General features: G+C 44.8%; 26 protein-coding genes. 20 read left to right on the forward strand and 6 right to left on the reverse strand.

Annotated elements, in window-relative coordinates; all coding sequences use genetic code 11:
- Window positions 1-116 precede the first annotated feature (116 nt).
- Window positions 117-1076, forward strand: a complete 960-nt coding sequence (locus ADU22_RS10045; protein WP_053362031.1) for an NAD(P)H-dependent flavin oxidoreductase — start codon at window positions 117-119, stop codon at window positions 1074-1076.
- Between the two features lie 74 nt (window positions 1077-1150).
- Window positions 1151-1423, forward strand: a complete 273-nt coding sequence (locus ADU22_RS10050; RefSeq protein WP_053362032.1) for a UPF0223 family protein — start codon at window positions 1151-1153, stop codon at window positions 1421-1423.
- A 118-nt stretch (window positions 1424-1541) separates the two neighbouring features.
- Here ADU22_RS10050 and ADU22_RS10055 read toward each other — a convergent pair whose 3' ends face one another.
- Window positions 1542-2162: a YktB family protein gene (locus tag ADU22_RS10055; RefSeq protein WP_053362033.1), complete on the reverse strand. Its 621-nt coding sequence runs from the start codon at window positions 2160-2162 to the stop codon at window positions 1542-1544.
- 162 nt (window positions 2163-2324) lie between these two features.
- Here ADU22_RS10055 and ADU22_RS10060 point away from each other — a divergent pair, with 162 nt between their 5' ends.
- The 3 genes from ADU22_RS10060 (at window position 2325) to ADU22_RS24590 (ending at window position 3799) form a co-directional block, all read left to right on the forward strand.
- On the forward strand, window positions 2325-2519 hold the full coding sequence (locus ADU22_RS10060; RefSeq protein ID WP_046522276.1) for a YkzI domain-containing protein: 195 nt from the start codon (window positions 2325-2327) through the stop codon (window positions 2517-2519).
- 242 nt (window positions 2520-2761) lie between these two features.
- On the forward strand, window positions 2762-3565 hold the full coding sequence (locus tag ADU22_RS10065; protein ID WP_053362034.1) for an inositol monophosphatase family protein: 804 nt from the start codon (window positions 2762-2764) through the stop codon (window positions 3563-3565).
- Between the two features lie 27 nt (window positions 3566-3592).
- Window positions 3593-3799 carry a hypothetical protein gene (locus ADU22_RS24590; RefSeq protein WP_156324328.1) on the forward strand — a complete coding sequence of 69 codons (207 nt, stop codon included), beginning with the start codon at window positions 3593-3595 and terminating at the stop codon, window positions 3797-3799.
- A gap of 226 nt (window positions 3800-4025) precedes the next feature.
- On the opposite strand, the gene ADU22_RS10070 is transcribed toward ADU22_RS24590, so the two are convergent.
- Window positions 4026-4208 (reverse strand): YlaF family protein, encoded by a 183-nt coding sequence (locus tag ADU22_RS10070; protein ID WP_156324329.1) that lies wholly within the window; start codon window positions 4206-4208, stop codon window positions 4026-4028.
- 117 nt (window positions 4209-4325) lie between these two features.
- Here ADU22_RS10070 and typA point away from each other — a divergent pair, with 117 nt between their 5' ends.
- Genes typA through ADU22_RS10085 form a run of 3 tightly spaced genes read left to right on the forward strand, consistent with a single transcriptional unit; the run spans window position 4326 to window position 6795 of the window.
- Complete coding sequence (typA, locus tag ADU22_RS10075; RefSeq protein WP_053362036.1) at window positions 4326-6167, forward strand: translational GTPase TypA; 1842 nt, start codon at window positions 4326-4328, stop codon at window positions 6165-6167.
- Window positions 6168-6178: 11 nt separating this feature from the next.
- The gene (locus tag ADU22_RS10080; RefSeq protein ID WP_046522272.1) at window positions 6179-6493 is read left to right on the forward strand and encodes a YlaH-like family protein; all 315 of its coding nucleotides are present in this window, start codon (window positions 6179-6181) and stop codon (window positions 6491-6493) included.
- A gap of 11 nt (window positions 6494-6504) precedes the next feature.
- Complete coding sequence (locus tag ADU22_RS10085; RefSeq protein WP_053362037.1) at window positions 6505-6795, forward strand: hypothetical protein; 291 nt, start codon at window positions 6505-6507, stop codon at window positions 6793-6795.
- 75 nt (window positions 6796-6870) lie between these two features.
- Here ADU22_RS10085 and ADU22_RS24220 read toward each other — a convergent pair whose 3' ends face one another.
- Complete coding sequence (locus tag ADU22_RS24220) at window positions 6871-7071, reverse strand: YlaI family protein (RefSeq protein WP_082252825.1); 201 nt, start codon at window positions 7069-7071, stop codon at window positions 6871-6873.
- 142 nt (window positions 7072-7213) lie between these two features.
- Between ADU22_RS24220 and ADU22_RS10090 the strand changes: the two genes are divergently transcribed.
- Entirely contained in the window at window positions 7214-7669 is a 456-nt protein-coding gene (locus ADU22_RS10090) for a pyridoxamine 5'-phosphate oxidase family protein (protein WP_053362038.1), read from the forward strand.
- A gap of 79 nt (window positions 7670-7748) precedes the next feature.
- Here the strand turns inward: ADU22_RS10090 and ADU22_RS10095 are convergent, their stop codons facing one another.
- Window positions 7749-8384, reverse strand: coding sequence for a YhcN/YlaJ family sporulation lipoprotein (locus ADU22_RS10095; RefSeq protein WP_053362039.1), 636 nt, complete (start codon window positions 8382-8384; stop codon window positions 7749-7751).
- Window positions 8385-8576: 192 nt separating this feature from the next.
- Between ADU22_RS10095 and ADU22_RS10100 the strand changes: the two genes are divergently transcribed.
- Window positions 8577-9914: a PhoH family protein gene (locus ADU22_RS10100; protein ID WP_053362040.1), complete on the forward strand. Its 1338-nt coding sequence runs from the start codon at window positions 8577-8579 to the stop codon at window positions 9912-9914.
- Window positions 9915-10211: 297 nt separating this feature from the next.
- Here the strand turns inward: ADU22_RS10100 and ADU22_RS10105 are convergent, their stop codons facing one another.
- Window positions 10212-10709 carry a molybdopterin-binding protein gene (locus ADU22_RS10105; RefSeq protein ID WP_053362041.1) on the reverse strand — a complete coding sequence of 166 codons (498 nt, stop codon included), beginning with the start codon at window positions 10707-10709 and terminating at the stop codon, window positions 10212-10214.
- A gap of 194 nt (window positions 10710-10903) precedes the next feature.
- On the opposite strand from ADU22_RS10105, the gene ADU22_RS10110 reads away from it, so the two are divergent.
- Together ADU22_RS10110 and ADU22_RS10115 are read left to right on the forward strand one after the other, a co-directional pair.
- Window positions 10904-11185, forward strand: a complete 282-nt coding sequence (locus ADU22_RS10110; RefSeq protein WP_046522266.1) for an Fpa/YlaN family protein — start codon at window positions 10904-10906, stop codon at window positions 11183-11185.
- A 125-nt stretch (window positions 11186-11310) separates the two neighbouring features.
- The gene (locus tag ADU22_RS10115) at window positions 11311-12510 is read left to right on the forward strand and encodes an FtsW/RodA/SpoVE family cell cycle protein (protein WP_053362042.1); all 1200 of its coding nucleotides are present in this window, start codon (window positions 11311-11313) and stop codon (window positions 12508-12510) included.
- 210 nt (window positions 12511-12720) lie between these two features.
- Here the strand turns inward: ADU22_RS10115 and ADU22_RS10120 are convergent, their stop codons facing one another.
- Window positions 12721-13686 (reverse strand): COX15/CtaA family protein, encoded by a 966-nt coding sequence (locus ADU22_RS10120; protein WP_053362043.1) that lies wholly within the window; start codon window positions 13684-13686, stop codon window positions 12721-12723.
- Between the two features lie 621 nt (window positions 13687-14307).
- Here ADU22_RS10120 and cyoE point away from each other — a divergent pair.
- From cyoE to ADU22_RS10160, 8 genes are all read left to right on the forward strand, one after another.
- Window positions 14308-15246, forward strand: a complete 939-nt coding sequence (cyoE, locus tag ADU22_RS10125) for a heme o synthase (RefSeq protein WP_053362044.1) — start codon at window positions 14308-14310, stop codon at window positions 15244-15246.
- 112 nt (window positions 15247-15358) lie between these two features.
- Complete coding sequence (gene coxB / locus ADU22_RS10130) at window positions 15359-16426, forward strand: cytochrome c oxidase subunit II (protein WP_053362045.1); 1068 nt, start codon at window positions 15359-15361, stop codon at window positions 16424-16426.
- A 25-nt stretch (window positions 16427-16451) separates the two neighbouring features.
- Window positions 16452-18320: a cytochrome c oxidase subunit I gene (gene ctaD / locus ADU22_RS10135; protein WP_046522261.1), complete on the forward strand. Its 1869-nt coding sequence runs from the start codon at window positions 16452-16454 to the stop codon at window positions 18318-18320.
- Window positions 18320-18949, forward strand: coding sequence for a cytochrome (ubi)quinol oxidase subunit III (locus tag ADU22_RS10140; RefSeq protein WP_053362046.1), 630 nt, complete (start codon window positions 18320-18322; stop codon window positions 18947-18949). Before ctaD ends, ADU22_RS10140 begins: the two co-directional genes overlap by 1 nt.
- 1 nt (window position 18950) lies before the next feature.
- Entirely contained in the window at window positions 18951-19286 is a 336-nt protein-coding gene (gene ctaF / locus ADU22_RS10145) for a cytochrome c oxidase subunit IVB (protein ID WP_053362047.1), read from the forward strand.
- A 246-nt stretch (window positions 19287-19532) separates the two neighbouring features.
- Window positions 19533-20444, forward strand: coding sequence for a cytochrome c oxidase assembly factor CtaG (ctaG, locus tag ADU22_RS10150; protein ID WP_053362048.1), 912 nt, complete (start codon window positions 19533-19535; stop codon window positions 20442-20444).
- A gap of 40 nt (window positions 20445-20484) precedes the next feature.
- Entirely contained in the window at window positions 20485-20949 is a 465-nt protein-coding gene (locus tag ADU22_RS10155; protein ID WP_053362049.1) for a DUF420 domain-containing protein, read from the forward strand.
- A 125-nt stretch (window positions 20950-21074) separates the two neighbouring features.
- Window positions 21075-22250 (forward strand): GNAT family N-acetyltransferase, encoded by a 1176-nt coding sequence (locus ADU22_RS10160; protein ID WP_053362050.1) that lies wholly within the window; start codon window positions 21075-21077, stop codon window positions 22248-22250.
- Window positions 22251-22272 lie beyond the last annotated feature (22 nt).

Raw genomic sequence — 22272 nt, forward strand, 5'->3', positions numbered from 1 at the left:
TTATCGGCTGACTGCCATAAATGGAGCACTTACTTATTCATTCCCTTGTTTTGCATGAATAAAAGGGAAAATGCCGCTAAAAGTCGAATAGGGGAAAAGAAAGGAGATGTAAAAGGATGAGATGGGAAACGAAAATCACGAAATTGCTGGGTATTAAATATCCGATCATTCAAGGAGGCCTGGCGTACCTTGCCTATTCGGAGCTGGCGGCGGCAGTCTGCAATGCTGGAGGACTGGGGCAAATTACGGCCATGTCGCTGAAAAGCCCTGCTGACTTAAGGGAGGAAATTCTCAAATTAAAGAGTTTGACCGACAAGCCCTTCGGCGTTAATTTTGCCATAGGTCAACATGGGAGGCCTTTTGCTGATTTCCTGGCTGTGGCGATCGCCGAGGAAGTTCCGGTCATTACCATGACAGGAGGAAATCCGGCTCCGATTTTTGAACAGCTGGAAGGGACGGATACCAAGAAACTCGTACTCGTGGCTGCAAAGAGGCAGGCCCAAAAAGCAGAGGAACTGGGAGCTGATGCTGTCATGGTGGTCGGACAGGAAGGAGGAGGGCACCTAGGCCGGAATGATACCGGGACAATGGTCCTCATCCCAAGCGTGGTAGATGCCGTGGGCATACCGGTTATTGCTTCGGGGGGCATAGGGGATGGCAGGGGTTTGATGGCTGCTTTGAGTCTTGGGGCTGAAGGTATTGAGATGGGAACAAGGTTTATTGCCACCAAGGAGTGCGTGCATGCCAATGAAATTTATAAAACCCGGCTCATTGAGGGAAGTGAAAATGATACGGTGGTGATTAAACGGTCGATAGGAGCACCTGCACGAGCGATTGCCAACGACTGGACCGGAAAAATCCTTGAACTGGAAGAAAAGCACGGCAAATATGAGGCGCTGAAAGATTATATCAGCGGTGAGGCAAACAAAAAATATATATACGATGGAGAGGAAAGCCAAGGCTTTGCCTGGGCAGGCCAGGTGATGGGACTTATCAAGGATGTTCCTTCGGTCAGTGAACTGATGGACCGCCTGATCTTTGATGCAGAGGCGATCAGAAAGAAGTGGGGAGAATAGGGTTTCTGCAAGTTGCACCTCATGCCTTTATATGTAACAATCAACAAAAAAGCATATAAAAGAAGGTGCGAAACATGGAATACCAATATCCCCTTGACCATACCTGGTCAACAGATGAGATCATCGATGTCATTCATTTTTTTGAGCAAATTGAGCAAGCTTATGAAAAAGGGATCGAACGCGAACGGCTGATGTCGGCTTATCGCCGCTTCAAGGAAATCGTACCGAGCAAATCTGAGGAGAAGCAGGTTTTTGCCCAATTCGAGGAAGAAAGCGGCTACTCTTCCTATAGGACAGTCAAAAAAGCAAGGGAAGCCTCGGAAGGAGACAAAATCAGAATGAAGTGAAAAAACGGCCTGCTGGCCGTTTTTATTATTATACCCTTGATTTACATCCGGGCCATGCTGTTTCAAAGACCCTTTAAAAATAGGCTTTTCCAGGTGCCAGGAATAGAGCAGGCAAGGTTTATGCCAATTTGTAAAGGGGTAATAAAGTTTTAAATACATCCTCAATTTTTTCAATTAATTCATCTGAACTAAGAGTGATGGCCTTATCCCGGGGAATTTGATAACCACAAAGGATTTCAGCCTTTTTAACGGTTTGCAAACGGTAGAAAAGAGAGACCAATTCGTCTTTTGAAAGCCCGCTTTGCGGAATGACATCGGGTTTTGTATGGTCTGTTGACCACACAAAATCTTCGGGTGTTTGGCTGAATACAGTGTCCGCATTTCTTTCAAGCAGTTTTCCGAATTCTTCCTTATTCGGAGCCTCATAAATGAGAGCAAACCACACAAACAAATGGGTTTCCCAAAGGCCAATTTGAAAGTGCGGCATCATTTTATAGCCTCGGGGATTGGCAGCGAAAGCTACCCAGGTATCTTTGGGCGGGTTTTTGGTCCTCCGGGCATGTTTGGCTACATGATAATGCATCTCATCTCCAACAAGGCTCGAAAGCTGGGGGGAGAAATGGCTGCCAAGTTCTTCGAGTTTGGGACGAATATGCAGCTTTAAAGCCTCCATGCGTTCGTCAAGTCCATCTATTGTAAATACATCAAAGTCTTTGTCTGTAAAACCGGAAAATGTCATTTTTAATACCTCCTAAGCTTTGTAAAATATTGTAGCAAACCAGGTGTCAATATTGAAGCAGCAAGGCTTATGGGTAAACACACAAATTTGTTGCATCGTCCACTAGAGGCTCATAGAATATTAAAACAATTCATTACTAATTGAATGAAGGAGTGCATAGATGTGAAACAACTGGTCAATTCGACAAAGAAAAAGACAGGTGAACAGCAAAGAAAGGCCGTTTTAAGGCTGGAAATGGATTATGAACTCGCAACACTATTTGAGGCAATGGGTGAATCCAACCAGTCAAAAGTAAAGGAATGCAAGCAAAAGCTTGAAAGAATCCGCCAGGAGCTGGTAAAGCTAAAAGCTCTCTAATCCGTATATATATAGAAGCAAGTTCACTAACAAAAAGGATTGGGTAAAATAAAATGATTAATGGGAAAATGAAAATGCGGGAACAATGAAAACGAACTCCTGGGAAAGAGGGGGTTCGTTTATTATTTTAAGCATTTTTGAAATCAGAGGTAAAAATACTTGAAGCGATAAAATATTTTCGATAAGCTGAATCTAATCTTTTTAAAAGGAAATAAATGCAAAAAGAAACAGGGGGAAGCACGATGCCAGCGACGATTCAAGAAATCGATACATATGCAAAGCAGTTGATAAAAGAGGCAGGGGAGCGGATTCGGACTTCCTTTCCAAAAACGCTGAATATCACAACAAAATCAAACCCTAATGACCTGGTTACCAATATCGACCAGGAAATAGAGCGTTTTTTTATTGAAAAAATTAATGACCGATTTCCTGAGCACAAAATTCTTGGGGAAGAAGGATATGGTGACAGCATAGAAAAGCTGTCCGGCATTGTTTGGATTATTGATCCAATTGACGGCACAATGAATTTTATCCATCAGCAGCGGAACTTTGCTATTTCCGTAGGGATCTATGAAAACGGTGCAGGGAAAATCGGTTTGATCTACGATGTGGTCCACGATGAATTATATCATGTCGTTAAAGGCGAAGGCGTTACGATGAACGGAGAAAAGCTGCCGCGCCTTGAAGAAAGAGCGGTCTCCGAGTCCATTGTCGCCATGAATGCAATGTGGGTAATTGAAAATCGCAGGCTTCCCCGTGAACTCCTTGCGCCTCTTGTAAGGGATGTGAGGGGAACGAGGTCGTATGGCTCAGCTGCAATGGAAATGGTTTATGTCGCAAGTGGAAGAATTGACGCGTATATAACCCCAAGGCTGTCTCCATGGGATTTTGCTGCAGGGATCATCATGATTGAGGAGCTTGGAGGAGTGGCCACCAATTTACGAGGAGAACCGCTGGACTTATTGAAGGAAAACTCTGTATTTGTGGCCAAGCCGGGACTTCACAAAGAGATATTGGGAAAATACCTTAAAGACGGAAAATGGTAAGGCGTGTGTTAAAGGATTTTAGGTGTAATGAGAGGGGCCTGGCCGATTACCCGTTTCATTCGGACAGCTATTGGTGAAAAGGCGAGGCTCGAGTCCGAAAGCGAGCGTTATTCGGACAGCTATGGGGTAAAAGTCGAGGGTGGAGTCCGAATCCGGGCGTTATTCGGACAGCTATGGGGTAAAAGTCGAGGGTGGAGTCCGAATCCGGGCGTTATTCGGACAGCTTCGGGGTAAAAGTCGATGAACGAGTCCGAAAGCGAGCGTTATTCGGGCAGCTTCGAAGAAAAGTCTGGGCCCGAGTCCGAATACAGGCGCTATTCGGACAACCTCAGGAGAAAAACCGAGCACCGAGTCCGAATCCCCCTCATTCGGCCACCCTCAACAAAAAGTCAAGCTCCAAGTCCGAATCTGCCTCCACATCCATAAAGCAAAAAACAAAAAAAGGCCATTCCTGGCCTTTTTACATTTCCCCGTTTTCCCTCAGCTTCTTTTTCGTCTTGAATCCATATCCCATAACAACCACCAGTCCGGCAATGGAGGCAAGTGCACCGGCAATGCTATCCTCCCCAATCGCTATTCCAACCCCAATCATGCATGACGCGGCAGCAATTGCCAAAAATAAAAAGAACCAGTTTATTTTCATTATAATCCCCCTTCAGACAGTTATTTGAAAAATTTTTAGGTTTTGCGTGTATTTGTGGTATAATAACTCAGTTGTAAAAAAATGATAACATATTTGAGATAAAGGCGGTTGACTTTTTTGAAATTAAGAGAAGATATTCGCAATATAGCCATCATTGCCCACGTTGACCATGGAAAAACGACACTTGTTGACCAGCTTTTAAGACAGGCCGGAACATTTCGCGCAAATGAAGCGGTTGAAGAGCGCGCGATGGATTCCAATGACATAGAAAGAGAACGCGGAATTACGATTCTTGCCAAGAACACGGCAATTAAATATAAAGATAAAAGGATCAATATCCTTGACACTCCTGGACACGCAGATTTCGGCGGCGAAGTTGAACGAATCATGAAAATGGTTGATGGCGTCCTTCTTGTTGTGGATGCTTATGAGGGATGCATGCCGCAAACCCGTTTCGTATTAAAGAAAGCATTGGAGCAGCGCTTGACTCCAATTGTTGTTGTAAATAAAATTGACCGTGATTTTGCCCGTCCTGGCGAAGTAGTGGATGAAGTCCTAGACTTGTTCATTGAGCTAGGAGCGGATGAAGACCAGTTGGAATTCCCAGTGGTATATGCTTCCGGTATCAATGGAACGGCGAGCATGACACCGGACAAGCAAGATGAAAACATGGAAGTTCTTTACGAAGCGATCCTGGACCATATTCCAGCACCGGTTGACAACCAGGAAGAACCGCTTCAGTTCCAGGTGGCACTCCTAGACTATAACGACTATGTTGGCCGTATCGGCATTGGCCGTATATTCCGCGGAACCATGAAAGTGGGCCAGCAGGTTGCATTAATGAAGCTTGATGGTTCTGTAAAGCACTTCAGGGTTACAAAGATGTTTGGTTTCTTTGGTTTGAAGCGGGAGGAAATCCAGGAAGCAAAAGCTGGAGACCTGATTGCTGTTTCCGGAATGGAAGATATCAATGTTGGGGAAACAGTATGTCCCGTCGAACATCAGGACGCACTGCCAGTTCTTCGAATTGATGAGCCAACCCTGCAGATGACCTTCCTTGTCAACAATAGTCCTTTTGCCGGCAAAGAAGGAAAGTACCTGACAGCCAGAAAGATTGAGGAAAGACTGCGCGCACAGCTGCAGACAGACGTCTCCCTGCGCGTTGACAATACCGATTCCCCGGATGAGTGGATTGTTTCCGGCCGCGGTGAACTGCATCTTTCCATCCTAATTGAAAATATGCGCCGTGAAGGCTATGAACTTCAAGTATCCAAGCCTGAAGTTATTGTCAAGGAAATCGACGGAGTGCGCTGCGAGCCGATTGAACGCGTCCAGATTGACGTTCCTGAAGAGAATACAGGTTCAGTTATGGAGTCTATCGGAGCACGTAAAGGTGAAATGCTCGATATGGTCAACAACGGCAGCGGGCAAGTCCGGTTGATATTCAATGTTCCAGCCCGTGGCCTTATTGGGTATACAACAGAGTTCCTGACATTGACACGAGGATACGGCATCATCAACCATTCCTTCGACAGCTACCAGCCGATGCAGCAAGGCCAGGTAGGCGGCAGGAGACAGGGTGTTCTTGTCTCAATGGAGAGCGGAAAAGCTTCCACTTATGGTATAATGGGCGTAGAAGATCGCGGAACCATTTTTGTCGAGCCTGGAACCGAAATTTATGAAGGTATGATTGTCGGCGAGCATACTCGTGAAAATGACATTACCGTCAACATCACAAAAGTAAAACAAGCCACGAATATCCGCTCTGCCAACAAGGATCAGACTTCGGTCATTAAAAAGCCGCGGATCATGACCCTGGAGGAATCTCTCGAGTATTTGAATGATGATGAATACTGTGAAGTAACTCCGGAATCCATCCGCCTGCGGAAGAAGATTCTTGATAAAAATGAACGTGAACGAATTGCGAAGAAGAAGAAATACGCAGAGCAAGATAAATAGGGGGAAGCAGTATGGATATAAGCCAGCGTCTAAGTTTTTTTGCGGCATTGTATAGAGTGGATGAAAACCCCGAGCTCGGTATGTGGATGCTCTATTTGACGATTACACTTCTGAGTATTCTCGTATACAAGCTGGGTTTTGCTAAGACGCTTCCAATCGGAAAGTCCGTTTTGATCTATCTTTTTCTAATTCTGGGGTGCACAGTGCTGACTGCCCTGGGGGTATTTTTACCCATGGCAGAAGGACTTGTTGTCGCAGCGCTGATTCTGATAATTTATAAAATGCGTCTCCGCCTGCATAAAAAGCAGGAAATGGATGCAGGTTGAGGTGATTCGAAATGAATTCGCTGCAGGATGCCATTTATAATTGGCTGACCATAAAAGTCGTCGTTGATGAACGGCCTGAAGATACAGCGGCGGTCGATACGAAAGCCCTGTTTGAAGAAATCCTGGCTGATGAACATGGCGTACAGGTGCCGGAAGTGAAAACGGATGAGCAAATGTACTATGTATCCCTTGAGAAGAATGGGGAAGAGAAGACATACCGATTTCCGCGGGATTTGATTGAAGTCATGATTGACCAAATCAATGGCGAGCCGGAAAAATACCCGAACTACCCTGAAGAATAGAAAAGCCCAAGCGCCTTTCTAATCATGACAAAAAACCAGTGTGCGTGAGCACACTGGTTTTTTGTCATGTTATAACTACCATTCATCGTTTTCCGCAGGGGATCTGTACAGCCTGAAATTGCCGGTTGCCATTCGTTTCTTTGTGTTTTCTGCGATCCGTTCGTGGCACGGGTTGCACATGTAGGTATGAATGGGCCTGTTCCTGAGCTGTTTGGCCTGCAGTGTGTCATCATTTATGGACTCAATTTTATCGCATATTACGCATTTTACTCTCAAAATTTTCACCTCAAGCTTCGGTTCTATTATTGGATGATATCTATTATAGTATATCATTGTGTACGCCGAATCGAGAATAAGACATAATTTGCCCTTCCGCTTTTGCCGTAGTAAGATGAGATTAGTGTAAGGAGGAAGGATAATGGCGAATGAAGTGGAACCAAAACTGACAAAAGCATTATTCGAGGAATTACAGTCTGAACGGTTTGTAACGATTGCGACAATTGACCATGAAACAGGCGGACCCAATATCAGCGCCATCTCCTGGCTGTTGGCCAAGGATGAGCAGACAATCCTTATGGCAGTAGATTCCCGCTCTCGCATCATCGATAATATCAGGGATAATAACAAGGCGGCCATTAGCCTGATTGCCAACGAATCCACTTTTTCAATCCAGGGGAGCGCGGCTGTTAAAGAAGAGAAGCTAAGCGGTATCCCTTTAAAAATGTCACTCGTTGAAATGAAGATTGAAGAAGTTCGGGATGTAATGTTTTACGGTTCGAAAATAGTGACCGAGCCTGGTTATGACAAAACGTATGACAAGGAAGCCGCATCCCGGCTGGACAGACAAATCATGGAGGCCATGAGAAAAGCTTAGCCCCGCTGGACTAAGCTTTTTTTATGCAGAAAACCAGCCCACGCCCTTGATGAGGTCCGGAAAACCGTAAGAAATATAGTTATCGCGGTTCGTTCTGCTGATTATAATCCTGTTTTCCACTTGGATTGTTTTTCATGTGGTGTTTTGATTGCCGGTCCTGTTTCTGTTCAAGGTTCTGCTGCTCCTGGTTATCCAGCTTTCCGCCTGGCTGCTGCGGAGCTTTATCGGAATGCGGGTCGATAAGGTCTGCAGGTACTTCCGGCATCAGCCTTCCAGTGATATCGGCCAGTTCATTCAGGATTCCCTGCAAAGGCCTGCCTACTCGAAAATCCTCTGCAACTTCCCTCAGCCTTGCATTCATGTCAGGGTCAGCAATAATGATGGCTCCAGCTCCATGCGGATCATCCTTCATGCTTTCGGCAACTGAATATTTAATGGATCCAACTTCGGAACGTTCCAGGTTGGCGTCCACATCTATGCCAACTACCGCTACATTGCCAATGACGATGGCTGTAGCGTTCTCCACATCTGGCACCCTTTCGGCAAGCTGAGCGAGGTAATTGGCCTTATCGGCATATTGCTGTCTGTCTTCATGTTCAATTGCTGTGTTCTTAACGCCAACTCTGTCATCTTGCTGCTCCCTGGCTGTATTGTTGCCGGCTCCGCAGCCTGTCACCAACAGAATCAACGTAAAAATCATTAATACATGCTTCATCCTGAGCACCCCTTTTATCATATTGTAAAGAGATCTGGTTTCCGAGTAAGAAAATTGGTTAACAAAACGATTCGCCTACAAGGTATTGTGCAAAATCCAGTCTATCTTTATACCGAAAAACATATATTTTACCAAAGTCCACGCCGATGGTGGTTTGGCGGCCCATAAAACAGGAGCGTAGGAGGCATAAATTTGACAAAAATATACGTACTTGACACTAACGTCCTGCTGCAGGACCCACATGCCATTTTTTCCTTCCAGGATAATGAAGTAGTCATTCCAGCAGTGGTTCTTGAAGAGGTGGATTCAAAAAAACGGTATATGGATGAGATTGGGCGAAATGCCAGGCAGGTGTCCAGGCTTATTGACGGGCTAAGGGAGACAGGGAAGCTGCATGAGAGAATACTCCTTGAAAGTGGGGGGACATTGAGAATTGAACTTAACCACCGTTCCTTTCATCAGCTTCAGGAGATTTTTGTTGAAAAAACCAATGATAACCGGATTCTTGCTGTCGCCAAGAACCTCTCTCTGGAAGAGCAGACAAAGGAAGCGGGAAGGCCAGTTATCCTTGTCAGCAAGGATGCTCTCGTAAGGGTGAAAGCTGATGCAATCGGCCTGATTTCAGAGGATTTCTTAAGCGACAGGGTGGTGGAAAGGGACGATCTTCATACGGGGTTCAGGGAAGCATATGTAGAAACATCGCTGTTGAACAAGTTTTATGAGAAAGGCGAACTTACCCTCGGAGAAGTGGCTAGCCAACCCTTTTATCCTAATCAATTTGTGCTGTTAAGAGACCTTCTTGGCAGTTCCGCTTCAGGGATTGGAATTGTGGACAAGAAGAAGAAATATTTACGAAAATTAATTTTTGACCATGAAGGAAAACAAATTTGGGGAATCAGGGCGCGGAATGTCCAACAGGTAATGGCTCTTGAACTGCTGCTCAGGACAGATTTGCCATTGGTGACGCTAACCGGGAGAGCCGGTACTGGCAAAACGCTCCTGGCGCTTGCGACCGGGCTATACCAGACGGAGGATATGGGCAGATACAAGAAGCTTTTGGTGGCCAGGCCGATTGTTCCGGTAGGAAAGGATCTAGGGTTTCTTCCCGGGGAAAAACAGGAAAAACTGCGGCCGTGGATGCAGCCGATATTTGACAATCTGGAGTTTCTATTCAACACGAAAAAGCCGGGTGAACTGGATGCGATATTGGCTGGCATGGGGTCAATTGAGGTAGAGGCACTGACCTATATAAGGGGCAGGAGCATTCCTGATCAGTTTATCATTATCGATGAAGCACAGAATCTGACAAAACACGAGATCAAAACGATTTTGACACGTGTTGGCGAGGGAAGCAAAATCGTGCTTATGGGAGATCCTGACCAAATTGACCACCCTTATTTGGATGCCTATAACAATGGGCTTACATACGTGGTCGAGAAATTCAAGGATCAGGAAATTTCAGGCCATGTAAAGCTGTTAAAGGGGGAAAGGTCTGCACTTGCCCAGCTGGCGGCAGACCTCCTTAAATAAACGGACTGGCTTCAGTCCGTTTATTTAAATAGAGATATACGGTTCTGCTCCTAGATAACTGTCCAGCTCCAGCGCCTAGCCAGTTTTCATCCTCGAATCAACTCCTTGAGTATCTTGCGAGAAGCGTAGCTTTGAGCAACTCGAGGTCATAAGCCACTCCAGAATTGAAGGCAAAGGACGCCTTCTATTCTGGAGTGGCTTATGCTGGTCGGGGCTGAGCATTAAGGAAAGCTTCTAAGAATAAGCATCTCAGGAACAATCCGCCTTTAGATTGTTCCGAAGGCGCTTGCGCTTTTCTTATTTAATAATAAACTGTCTGACATGTTTGATTGGATTATCCTTGTTGGAGCCATCTCCATAATAGACATGGACAGGCCCGTCTTCGGTCAGCGGCTTTCCATTTTTGGAAAAGCCGAGTATGATCTTATAAGCTTCTTCCAATGGCAACTCTGTTTCCCCTTCGGCATGCTCTATGACTAAATGGGATGCCTCCGCTGTCATACCTGCGTTAGTCAGGAAAGGTTTAAGCGGAATGCCAAAAGTTCCCTCCAGGATTTTTTGCTTTTCAAATTTTTTTTCGCTTTTGAGTGTGGGCGGGAATACTGCTCCCTCCATGATTTCCCTGTCCCAATGGGCAGAAATCGATTTTGTATAACGTTCAAGTTCGTCATCTGCTTCCTCCGGGTTTTGGAAATATGTATCGAGCTCGGCTTTCCTGTCATCAAAGATCCAGACGCCGGGATCAAGTGTGATGGGATAAGTAACTTTTCCGCAAATCGGTATGATTGTCTCCATGATTGTGCTCCCTTCATAAAAAACGGCTAAGATAGATAACTTAAGTATAACGGTAATGCAGGGAATTGTCATTTTCACGGAAATCAGGAAGGTCAAATTAAGTTACTGAATATTTAATAGTCTTGCTTTTTCACGGATTAACCGGTAAAATTTATAGAAGGATTGGGTTATGCTCGGAAACGGGGGGATCAATGTTGGCGTCCGAAATGATCGTTAATCATCAGGAGAAAGCCCAGGCCATATTGAAGGCCGACGCTGATAAAATATTAAAACTTATTAAAGTACAGATGGATAACCTCACAATGCCCCAATGTCCTCTCTATGAAGAGGTTCTGGATACGCAAATGTTTGGATTATCAAGGGAAATAGATTTTGCCGTTAGATTAGGTTTAATTGAAGAGTCGGAAGGGAAACAAATCCTGGGTGAGCTGGAACGCGAGCTATCAGCCCTTCATGAAGCTTCAACGCGTAAATAGGACGCTTAAAACTCAAACAGTTCAATGGAATTGTTTGAGTTTTTTTGTCAACTTCCATTTTCATGGCAGGAAATTCACAGCATTGGTAGAATAGTTAAAACAACTTGGAAGATGGGGAAGAGACGATGTTCAAAAAAATTGTACGATCCTATGATTACTCCTTAATCATTGTTATTGCCCTCTTGTCTTTATTCGGGCTTGTCATGGTTTACAGTGCGAGTCTTGTGACGTGGCACGGTGTACCGAGCGACTTTTTTTACGAGAAACAAAAGATCAATTTGCTTATGGCAGCCGTTGTGTTCGTCTTTATGGCCCTGTTTCCGTATAAGGCCATGAAGAGCACAAAGATCCTCCTTCCTATGGTGATGGTGTCTTTGATAGGGCTTTGCGTCCTGTTTGTGGTCGGCAAGGTAGCAGGCAATGCACTCAGCTGGATTGAGGTTGGTGCCCGGAGCATACAGCCTTCCGAGTTTGCCAAGCTTAGCGTCATTATCTACTTATCGGCTGTATATGCGAAGAAACAATCCTACATAAATGAATTCAACAAAGGGGTTGTGCCTCCGCTGGTGTATTTGTCCCTAGTCTGCCTGCTCGTGGCAGTGCAGCCCGACTTCGGTACCGCGGGCATTATATTCCTGATTGCCTCGACGATAATCCTGTCTTCTGGCATGAATATGAAAAATATTATTAGACTGATTCTTATTGTTTTCTGTGTAGTAGCTCCTATGGCCGTTCTCATGCAAAATGAGATCTTTTCCGAAAAACGGATGGCCAGGCTTACCTCCTATAGTGACCCTTTTTCCGACGAGGCGGATACAGGCTACCAGCTGGCCAACTCCTATTATGCGATTGGCTCGGGAGGCCTTACAGGACTTGGGCTGGGTCAGGGTGTGCAGAAGCTGGGCTACCTGCCCGAGGCTCATACAGACTTCATTATTGCGGTGATTTCGGAAGAACTTGGGATATTCGGAGTGGGATTTGTGGTACTCAGCCTGGCCTTTATCGTATTAAGAGGCATTTTTATTGCCCTCAGGTGTAAAGACCCGTTTGGGAGTCTATTGGCAATAGGCATTTCCAGTATGATTGGAATTCAGTCGTTCATTAACCTTGGAGGAGCATCAGGGATTATCCCCCTAACAGGCGTTACACTTCCTTTTGTCAGTTACGGAGGCTCTTCGCTTCTTCAGATGGCCGTTGCAATGGGGATACTTGTCAACGTTTCTATGTTTGTGAAGTTTGAGGAAAAATATAAGCACCAAAAAGAGGGGAAAGAGCCAAAGCCTGCCCCAGCCACATGGCAAGGCGGTTTCAAGGTGAAGTCCTAGGTGGGTTGCATAAATTAATCATAAAAAAGCTGCCGAATGGCAGCTTCTTTTATTAGATAAGAAAGTATAAATTTTGGAATTTAGATAATTGTCTAGCTCCAGCGCCTAGCCCCTCGAGTCATAAGCCACTCCAGAATTGAAGGCAAAAAGCGCCTTCTATTCTGGAGTGGCTTATGCTGGTCGGGGCTGACCAAGGCGCTTGCGCTTTTCTTATTGAGTAGGAGTAATGATCTTGGTATTTGGTATGCTCTCCGCTGATTGGCCCGTAAGCACAGCGTTTCTTTTGTTTCTTGAGAGCAGAAGGATCATGTAGCTCAGGACTCCGAAAAGGCAGGAAATAAAGAACGCGTGTGCAAGGGCAATATAAAGATTGAGCCTTGTGAAAATCACCAGCGCTCCGGCAATAACCTGCAGCGAAACGAGGATGAATGATATAATCCAAGCCCAGTAGATCACTTTTTGGTGCTTATAATGGCGAACTGCCAGGATAGTGACATAGGAAATCCAGATAAATATCAGTCCTGCAGCACCCCTGTGTCCCATTTGAACCCATTCATACATATTTTCAGGGAATCCTGGAGCATTGTTCACGCAAAGAGGCCAGTCAGGGCAGACAAGGCTTGCATTGGTGTGGCGGACCAGCGCACCTGTATAAACGACAATGTAGCTGTAAACAGTTATTCCAATGATATGGAAGGACATTCTCTTATCAATAACAAGGCTCTTGGCATCGAACTTTTTGTCCACTTCAAAAATCAGTAAGGTCAAAAGCAGTACAGCTGCGAAAGAAATAAGCGATATTCCGAAATGGAGAGCGAGGATGAAATCATTCTGTCCCCACACAACAGCAGCCGCGCCAATCAATCCTTGAAGAAGGATAAAGAAGAAGGAAAGGAATGCAAGAAATTTCGTCTCGCGAATATGCCCAATTGCCTTCCATGTCCAGATAGAGAGGACCAGCACCATGATTCCAAGGGCGCCGGAGACAAGGCGGTGCGCAAATTCAATTACAAGTTCTGGTGTAATTTCGGAAGGTATAAGCTCTCCATTGCAAAGCGGCCAGGAACGGCCGCATCCCATGCCGGAATCTGTCTTGGTGACAAGTGCACCGCCGAGCAATACGAAGAGCATGCCAATCGTTGTGAGGACGGCAAGCCATTTTAAGGATCGTTTCAATTTAGTCACCTGCTTGTTTAGTAATTCGATAAGTTGTCATATGGTCCTTATGCAATTATAATGGATGTTGATGTGTTTGGAGGAGCACGCCTTTTCCATCATATCGAATTTTCTATGAAAAGGAAAAGGAAGTTAGGCTTCGTACTTATCGATAGTACACAATCCTGCCGTATTATTCAATACTCAAATATAGGGATGGCCGAGTCAAAAGAGTTGCTTGTTTCTCCCAGTTTTGATAGTAATAAGGTAAACAGGGAAGACAGGCTGCAAACTAAAACTGAATAATACTTAGGAGAGTTAAATATTATCGGAAAATACATAATTTTTACTGGCATACATATTAATTTGAATAGATGTTCTCTTCTATTGAAGGAAGAAAAATAACTTAGGCTATACAGCCAGCAGGCATTTACCCGTCTTGTCACAAAACATCTACATTTTGTTCAAAAAAAATTCACAAAAACTAGTTAAAGTGTGATTTAATATACATCAGGAGTGTTTATTTTTCTACGCAAACATTTATCACCTTTTCCATAATGAATATAGTAATAACTAGCTTAGTGTTCGGATAGATGGCTAGACCTTTTGTGGAGTTATATTTGATATAAAGGAGGATATAGAATGTCGAGTCCGAAAGCCTACAGCGAAGCTGTGGTGGATGGCGGCCCAAAGACCCTTGAAGCAGGTGTCGGCGAATCTTCTGCATGGAAGGATTTCCTTGCCCTAATCAAAATCGGCATTGTTAATTCCAATGCAATAACAACCTTTACAGGGATTTGGCTCGCGCTCCATTTCAGTGGTTTGCGCTTCCTGGATAATCTGGATATTGTATTTCTGACCTTGATTGGATCATCCCTGATTATTGCCGGGTCATGCAGCTTGAATAATTATATTGATCGTGACATCGATCATTTGATGGAAAGAACGAAAGGGCGGCCTACAGTCACTGGGAAAGTGGAGCCTGTAAAAGTTATGGTGCTCGGTTTCCTGCTGGTTGGAATTGGTTCACTTCTTCTTTTCATGACCACTGTAACGGCAGGTGTCATCGGATTGGTTGGCGTTTTCAGCTATGTTGTCCTCTACTCGATGTGGTCCAAACGCCTGTATGTCTCGAATACGATTGTCGGAAGCGTCTCTGGTGCAGTTCCCCCATTAATTGGGTGGGCCGCTGTTGACGGGAATCTTGACGTCATGGCCTGGGTGCTGTTTCTCATTATGTTCATTTGGCAGCCGCCACATTTCTATGCACTTGCGATGAGGAGGGCGGAGGAATACCGTGCAGCAAATATTCCAATGCTTCCAGTAGTTAAAGGGTTCAAAAAGACAAAACAATCGATTGTTTTGTGGGTTACAGCCTTGCTGCCGCTGCCGTTCCTGCTAACAGAACTGGGTATTCCGTTCCTTGTGCTGGCAACAGCGTTGAATATTGGCTGGCTGGTCCTGGGAGTGTATGCCCGAAAGTTTAAGGATGATATAAAATGGGCGAAACTGATGTTTGTCTATTCCTTGCAATATCTCACGATTCTTTTCGTTGCAATGGTGATTGTCACCTTGATTTAACACACATAAGTTAGGACTTTCTCTTCGGGTCCATCCTGGAGGGGATTTATCCATATATTATTTTCAGAATCATATAATGAATTCTTTACGAAAGAGGGGTTTGAAAAAAATTATGAAAAGGCTTGCGAAATGGCGTCTGCTACCTTTATTTGCAGTGATGGCCCTTTTGGCCGGCTGCGGAGAACCTTTTCTGTCTGCACTGCAGCCAGCGGGTGAAGTTGCTCAATTGCAATTTGATCTCATGCTGCTCAGTACAGCCATCATGGTTGGGGTTATCGTAATCGTAACTGTATTATTTATCATTGCTATCACTCGTTTCCGCCGGAAGAGCGAGAATGAGATCCCAAAACAGGTGGAAGGCAGCCATAAACTTGAAATCATTTGGACTGCTATCCCGATCCTTTTGGTTTTCGTTCTGGCCATTCCGACTGTCGCAGCTACATTTAAGCTCGCCGATGTGTCTCCGATGGACGAGAAGAATGAGGATGGAAAAACCGATGCATTGGTCGTCAATGTCCGTGCGAACCTTTACTGGTGGGAGTTTGAATATCCAAATGAGGAGATTGTCACCAGTCAGGATTTGATTGTCCCTACAGATGAAAGAGTTTATTTCAACCTGATCGCATCCGATGTTAAGCACTCATTCTGGATTCCTTCTGTTGGCGGAAAAATGGATACGAACACTGAAAACATCAATCGCTTCTGGCTGAACTTCGATGATGCAGCAGCTGATGAAGCGGGGAGAATTTTCTATGGGAAATGTGCCGAGCTTTGCGGACCTTCCCATGCATTGATGGACTTTAAGGTCAAGGCGCTTCCGCGTGCCGAATTTGACCAGTGGGTAACAGATATGAAAGCGGTGACTGAACCTGTACAGGCTGAGACAGCAGAAGCACAAGCTGGACAGGAAGTCTTCAACAACAGCTGTATCGGCTGCCATGCTGTAACACCTGCAAATACAACTCCTGAGGCAGCCCGGATGGGTCCAAACCTCACCGACTTTGGAAACCGCACACTTGTTGCCGGTATCCTTGAAAACAATGAAGAAAACATTAAAAAATGGCTTAAAGACCCTGAAACAATCAAGCCAGGAAACAAGATGACAGGCAAATACGACCTGTCCGACGAAGAGATTGATGCGGTTACTGAATACCTAATGGGCTTAAAGGTCCAAGAATAATAGGGGACTTAAGGGAGGTAAAACTGTGAGTACCTATGCTCAGAAAAAAGGAGTTGGCGCTGTAATATGGGACTACCTGACAACGGTAGACCATAAAAAAATCGCCATTCTTTACTTGATTGCCGGTGGATTTTTCTTCCTCCTTGGTGGATTGGAAGCAATGTTCATCCGGATCCAGCTTGCAATACCGAACAATAACTTTGTAAGCGCGGGTCTTTATAACGAAATCCTTACTATGCATGGAACAACAATGATTTTCCTTGCTGCCATGCCGCTTTTATTTGCATTTATGAATGCTGTCATGCCGCTCCAAATCGGTGCGCGTGACGTGGCGTTCCCGTTCCTTAACTCGCTGGGTTTCTGGCTGTTTTTCTTTGGCGGAATCTTCCTTAACCTTTCATGGTTCCTTGGGGGAGCACCTGATGCAGGCTGGACATCCTATGCTTCGCTTTCCTTGGCATCAGAAGGACATGGAATCGATTTTTATGCACTGGGGCTGCAGATTGCAGGTTTTGGAACACTTATCGGAGGAATTAACTTCCTCGTAACCATCATTAACATGCGTGCGCCGGGCATGACCTATATGCGCATGCCGCTGTTCACATGGTCTACTTTTGTAGCATCAGCACTCATTTTGTTCGCGTTCCCTCCATTAACGATCGGTGTATTCTTCTTGACATTTGACCGCATGTTCGGAGCGAACTTCTTCGACCATACAATGGGCGGAAATACCATTATTTGGGAACACCTTTTCTGGATTTTCGGGCACCCTGAAGTGTATATTCTCATCTTGCCTTCTTTCGGGATTTTCTCGGAAATCTTTGCAACATTCTCGAGAAAACGTCTTTTCGGATATTCATCCATGGTGTTCGCTACAGTCCTGATTGGATTCCTTGGTTTCATGGTCTGGGCTCACCATATGTTCACAACAGGCCTTGGACCGATTGCGAACGCGATTTTTGCTGTAGCAACAATGGCCATCGCAGTGCCGACAGGTATTAAAATTTTCAACTGGATTTTTACAATGTGGGGCGGAAGCATCAAGTTCACAACCCCAATGCTGTATGCTGTTGCATTTATTCCTTCTTTCGTTATGGGAGGAGTAACTGGGGTTATGCTCGGTGCGGCTGCTGCAGACTACCAGTATCACGATACTTACTTTGTTGTCGCTCACTTCCACTATGTTATCGTCGGTGGTGTAGTATTCGCACTGCTTGCAGGAACACATTTTTACTGGCCGAAAATGTTTGGTACGATGCTAAATGAGCTTTTGGGTAAAATAACCTTCTGGCTATTCCTGATAGGTTTCCATCTTACTTTCTTTATCCAGCATTTCCTTGGGCTGATAGGTATGCCTCGCCGTATCTTTACATTCCTGCCAGGACAGGGGCTGGAAACTGGAAACCTCATCTCGACAATTGGGGCCTTTTTAATGGCTGTTGCTACGATTGTCCTTCTGGTCAATATTGTTATTACCAGTGTGAAAAACGTTAAGGTTGGCAATGACCCATGGGGCGATGGCCGTACTCTTGAGTGGGCTCTTCCATCCCCGCCGCCATTCTACAACTTTAAGCAGCTTCCATTGGTACGCGGTTTGGACCCTTACTGGATTGAAAAAATGAATGGGAACAAAGAAATGACACCGGCCGAACCAATTGGCGATATCCATATGCCGAATAATTCGTTCATCCCATTCATGATTTCCTTAGGATTATTCATTGCCGCTTTTGGTGTGATGTACCGTGTTGATCATGCCTGGGGTCTCCCTGTATTGATTGCCGGTTTGGCCATCACGTTCGGTTCGATGATGGTACGTTCGATTAAGGATGACCATGGCTATCATATCCATAAAGAAGATTTACTCGAAGATGAAGATAAGGGGGTTAAGGCATAATGCAAGCTGAAGAAAAGTTCACACCTGAAACATGGCCTGCGTCGCCTGAGAAATCTACCCTTGAAGCGAAAAACAAATTTTTGGGCTTTTGGTTGTTCCTGGGCGGAGAGACGGTGCTGTTTGCCACTCTCTTCGCGACCTACCTTGCACTGAAGGATAAGGTTCCGGGCACCGACCATGCACTTGCGAAAGACCTATTCGAAATGCCGTTGGTATTTTTGATGACGATGATCCTATTAACTAGTTCTTTGACAAGTGTGTACGCTATGTACCATATGAAAAATTTCGATTTTAAGAAGATGCAGCTATGGGTGGGGCTAACCGTATTGCTTGGATTGGCATTCCTTGGGCTGGAAATCTATGAGTTTAATCATTATGTTCATGAGTTCAACCATACATTTACAAGCAGTGCTTTTGGTTCTGCGTTCTATACACTTGTAGGCTTTCACGGAGCACACGTTGCTTTTGGTCTTGCATGGTTCATTACCTTGATGGTGCGTAACTCCAAGCGCGGACTTGACCTCTATACGGCACCAAAGTTCTATGTTGCCAGCCTTTACTGGCATTTTATCGACGTAGTTTGGGTATTTATCTTTACAGTCGTATATCTAATGGGAATGGTGGGATAATATGGCGAATCAACAACCAACTACCGGTAACCCAAGAGTTGATATCGATTACAGGCGCAGGAAGAATGCAGAGGAAATGAGATACCAGGTTATCACGTTCTCCCTCATGATTTTCCTGACGCTGATGGCGTTCGCTGCAGTGGGCTTCGGCGACTTTTCAAGCTGGTTCATTGCTCCGTTTATCATTCTCTTGGCTGTTGTCCAGGTAATCTTTCAATTGTATTATTTTATGCACATGAGTCATAAAGGCCATGAGGCAGTGCAGCTTTTCCTCTATTCAGGGGTTCTGGTGGCTGCCGTGACCATTCTGGCTTTCACCACAATCATCTGGTGGTAATATTATTTCCTAGGAAAAATCGGCTGTTAACCGGCCGGTTTTTTCTTCGTTTTATAAAAAAAGCAAGCGGCAGGATAAACGCGGGAGCGGGATGTTTTGCCAATTCCGTGAAGCTAATATTTGGTTATGTGAGCAGCTTTGGAAGTTTTTTCATTCTTTTAAAAGATGGGTGCTTTCATTGCGGTGCTCCAGCCGGAAAAGGTATAATGAAACTAATGCTTCCTTATTTCCTATGAGGTGATAAATATGTTTTCTCTTGATCTTTTTGGTTTTCGGGCCAATTGGAGTCCTTTTTATTTGCTGGCTCTCATGTTGATTCTGGCTGCCTACTATCTTCTTGTCCTTAAGTACTATCGAAAGTTTGATGGAGGGACACGAGGAACCAATAAACAAATTGCGTTCTTTACAGTGGGAGTCGTCCTGCTCTATGTGGTTAAGGGATCGCCGCTTGATTTATTAGGACATATCACGTTTTATGCCCACATGATCCAAATGGCAGCACTATACCTGATAATCCCACCGTTCCTAATCCTTGGCATGCCCAATTGGCTTTGGAGAAGCGTTTTGAATAAACCGGTCATCAAGCCAATCTTTGCGTTTATGACCAAGCCGCTGATTGCCCTGGTTTTATTTAACGGATTCTTTTCCTTCTACCATATCCCATTGATTTTTGATGTGGTGAAAACGGATATATGGCTTCATGCAGCCTATACTTCCATGTTATTCGTATTTGCCATTGCCATGTGGTGGCCGCTGCTAAATGTTCTGCCTGAGCACCAGACACTATCCGGGTTGAAAAAGGTTGGCTATATTTTTGCCGATGGTGTTTTAATCACACCTGCCTGTGCTCTGATTATCTTTGCAAATACTTCCCTTTACGCTACATTCTCAGATCCGCAGGCATGGGCTCAAGCGCTTGAACTTTGTGTGCCAGCTTCTACCCTGGCAGGATTGAATCTGAGCGGCCCGGAAATGTTCAGCTCCCTTTCCCTGCTGGAAGATCAGCAGCTTGGAGGGGTACTCATGAAGATAATCCAGGAAATCGTCTATGGTGTCGTCCTGGCTCATGCCTTTTTCTCATGGTACCGAAGCGAACAGGAAAAAGAACCGGCTGAAGATGAATATACCATGTATCAGGCGCCTAGACCTGCCGAGTAAAAAACAGAAATAGATATTCAATAGAGAGAGGAAAATGAGTATGCAAAACCTTCCTGTTCTTCCTACCATCAGTACAACATTTATTGTATTAAGTGCAATTTGTGTTGCAATTGGCTGGTGGCAAATCTCGCAGCGAAAACTGGATGCACATAAGAAAACAATGACGCTTGCCGGCATTTTTGCAGTCATATTCTTTGTCATTTATGCTTCCCGAACCATTTTTATTGGGAATACATCTTTCGGGGGCCCTGATGACATTAAAATTTACTATACGCTATTTCTGATCTTCCACATTACCCTTGCTACCAGTGGTGCTGTACTGGGAATCATTTCGCTTTGGAGCGGGTATAAGAACAGATTGAAACTTCACCGCAGACTTGGCCCAATAACGAGCATTGTCTGGTTTTTCACTGCAATCACAGGTGTGATTGTCTATAACCTTCTATATGTTCTTTATAAGGGTGGAGAGACAACTTCCCTGATAAAGGCTATCTTGGGAAGCTGATTATCGATATGTGAAATGCTGCCATGAGGCAGCATTTTTTTATTTATAGGTTTGGCTGTATTCAGAAGGAAATGGATGGTAAGACAACGAATCTGTAAGAGAAGAAATGCCAGGGAGGAAACCATATGGAGATAATGAGACTTCAGGAGGAGGATTTTGAGAGAGCGATAAAGCTTTCCGAGTATGCTTTTCAATATGACGTTCCTCCTGACCAAATCGAAAAGAGAAAAGAAATGTTGAGGAAGCACCACATACTCGGGATTTGGGAAAGAGAAGACCTTGCCGCCAAGCTGCATATCCTTCCATTAAAAGTTTGGATTGGCAGCAAAGAGTGGGAAATGGGCGGGATTGCCGGAGTGGCGACTTACCCTGAGTACAGGCGTCAAGGACATGTAAGGGAATTGATTGGAGAAGCTTTGAGGGAAATGAAGGGAAGAGGACAGTCCATATCCTTCCTGCATCCTTTTGATATTGGATTCTATCGGAGGTTTGGCTGGGAAATCATTTCCGACTATAAAAAAGTGACTATTGAAAAAGGCAGCTTACGCATGATTAAAAGAGCAGGTGGAGGAAGCATAAAAAGGCTGACAAAGGCTTCCCATAATCATGATATAGAGGCAGTCTATGACCAGTATGCCCAGAGGTATTCCTGCATGCTTGTTCGTTCCCGGGATTGGTGGCTTGACCATGTATATCATGATTTGACAGCCGCGGTGTATTATGACGAACATGAAGAGCCAAAAGGGTATGTATTATATAAACTAAAAAACAATCTGTTGAATATTCATGAATATGTTGCTGTCGATCATATTGCCCGCATACAGTTATGGAATTTTATCTGCCAGCATGATTCCATGGTGGATAAGGTTGAAGTGACTACTTCCGTTTATGATCCATTGCCGTTTTTTCTGGGGCAGCCAAAACAAAAAGTTGAGCTTTCCCCATATTTTATGGGCAGGGTTGTGGATGCCAAATCTTTTTTGAATAAATATCCTTTTCTTGAAACAAATCAGCAAGTGTTCCTCCATGTTTCGGACGAGGCAGCCCCATGGAATACGGGCACCTATTTGATAGCGGACGGCGAAGTGGAATTCTTCGGGCCTAAAGCTGGCAGCCAATGCACCGATCCTCCACAGAAAGGGCTCCGCTTAACCATTAACTCATTAAGCGCCTTGCTTTTGGGATACAGGAAACTTGAAGAGCTGGCGGGAATGGGAGAAATACTGGGACCTGAATCGGATATCCAGGCCTTGAGCCGTAAATTACCTTCGTTCTCTTCCTTTTTCTACGACTTCTTTTAAAGAAAAAAGCCGAAATCGGTAC

The organism is Bacillus sp. FJAT-27251 (assembly GCF_001273925.1).
In the GTDB taxonomy this organism is placed as follows: Bacteria; Bacillota; Bacilli; order Bacillales; family Cytobacillaceae; genus Mesobacillus_B.

What these genes read in the sequence shown, in the direction of transcription:
- ADU22_RS10140 (WP_053362046.1), top strand. Translation starts at nt 18,320, where the DNA reads ATGCAAGCTGAAGAAAAGTTCACACCTGAAACATGGCCTGCGTCGCCT.
- ADU22_RS10070 (WP_156324329.1), bottom strand. Translation starts at nt 4,208, where the DNA reads ATGAAAATAAACTGGTTCTTTTTATTTTTGGCAATTGCTGCCGCGTCA.
- ctaG (WP_053362048.1), top strand. Translation starts at nt 19,533, where the DNA reads ATGTTTTCTCTTGATCTTTTTGGTTTTCGGGCCAATTGGAGTCCTTTT.
- ADU22_RS10050 (WP_053362032.1), top strand. Translation starts at nt 1,151, where the DNA reads ATGGAATACCAATATCCCCTTGACCATACCTGGTCAACAGATGAGATC.
- ADU22_RS10155 (WP_053362049.1), top strand. Translation starts at nt 20,485, where the DNA reads ATGCAAAACCTTCCTGTTCTTCCTACCATCAGTACAACATTTATTGTA.
- ADU22_RS10115 (WP_053362042.1), top strand. Translation starts at nt 11,311, where the DNA reads ATGTTCAAAAAAATTGTACGATCCTATGATTACTCCTTAATCATTGTT.
- cyoE (WP_053362044.1), top strand. Translation starts at nt 14,308, where the DNA reads ATGTCGAGTCCGAAAGCCTACAGCGAAGCTGTGGTGGATGGCGGCCCA.
- ADU22_RS10045 (WP_053362031.1), top strand. Translation starts at nt 117, where the DNA reads ATGAGATGGGAAACGAAAATCACGAAATTGCTGGGTATTAAATATCCG.
- ADU22_RS10080 (WP_046522272.1), top strand. Translation starts at nt 6,179, where the DNA reads ATGGATATAAGCCAGCGTCTAAGTTTTTTTGCGGCATTGTATAGAGTG.
- ADU22_RS10160 (WP_053362050.1), top strand. Translation starts at nt 21,075, where the DNA reads ATGGAGATAATGAGACTTCAGGAGGAGGATTTTGAGAGAGCGATAAAG.
- ADU22_RS10055 (WP_053362033.1), bottom strand. Translation starts at nt 2,162, where the DNA reads ATGACATTTTCCGGTTTTACAGACAAAGACTTTGATGTATTTACAATA.
- ADU22_RS10085 (WP_053362037.1), top strand. Translation starts at nt 6,505, where the DNA reads ATGAATTCGCTGCAGGATGCCATTTATAATTGGCTGACCATAAAAGTC.
- ctaF (WP_053362047.1), top strand. Translation starts at nt 18,951, where the DNA reads ATGGCGAATCAACAACCAACTACCGGTAACCCAAGAGTTGATATCGAT.
- ADU22_RS10065 (WP_053362034.1), top strand. Translation starts at nt 2,762, where the DNA reads ATGCCAGCGACGATTCAAGAAATCGATACATATGCAAAGCAGTTGATA.
- coxB (WP_053362045.1), top strand. Translation starts at nt 15,359, where the DNA reads ATGAAAAGGCTTGCGAAATGGCGTCTGCTACCTTTATTTGCAGTGATG.
- ADU22_RS10095 (WP_053362039.1), bottom strand. Translation starts at nt 8,384, where the DNA reads ATGAAGCATGTATTAATGATTTTTACGTTGATTCTGTTGGTGACAGGC.
- ADU22_RS24590 (WP_156324328.1), top strand. Translation starts at nt 3,593, where the DNA reads ATGAGAGGGGCCTGGCCGATTACCCGTTTCATTCGGACAGCTATTGGT.
- ADU22_RS10090 (WP_053362038.1), top strand. Translation starts at nt 7,214, where the DNA reads ATGGCGAATGAAGTGGAACCAAAACTGACAAAAGCATTATTCGAGGAA.
- ADU22_RS10105 (WP_053362041.1), bottom strand. Translation starts at nt 10,709, where the DNA reads ATGGAGACAATCATACCGATTTGCGGAAAAGTTACTTATCCCATCACA.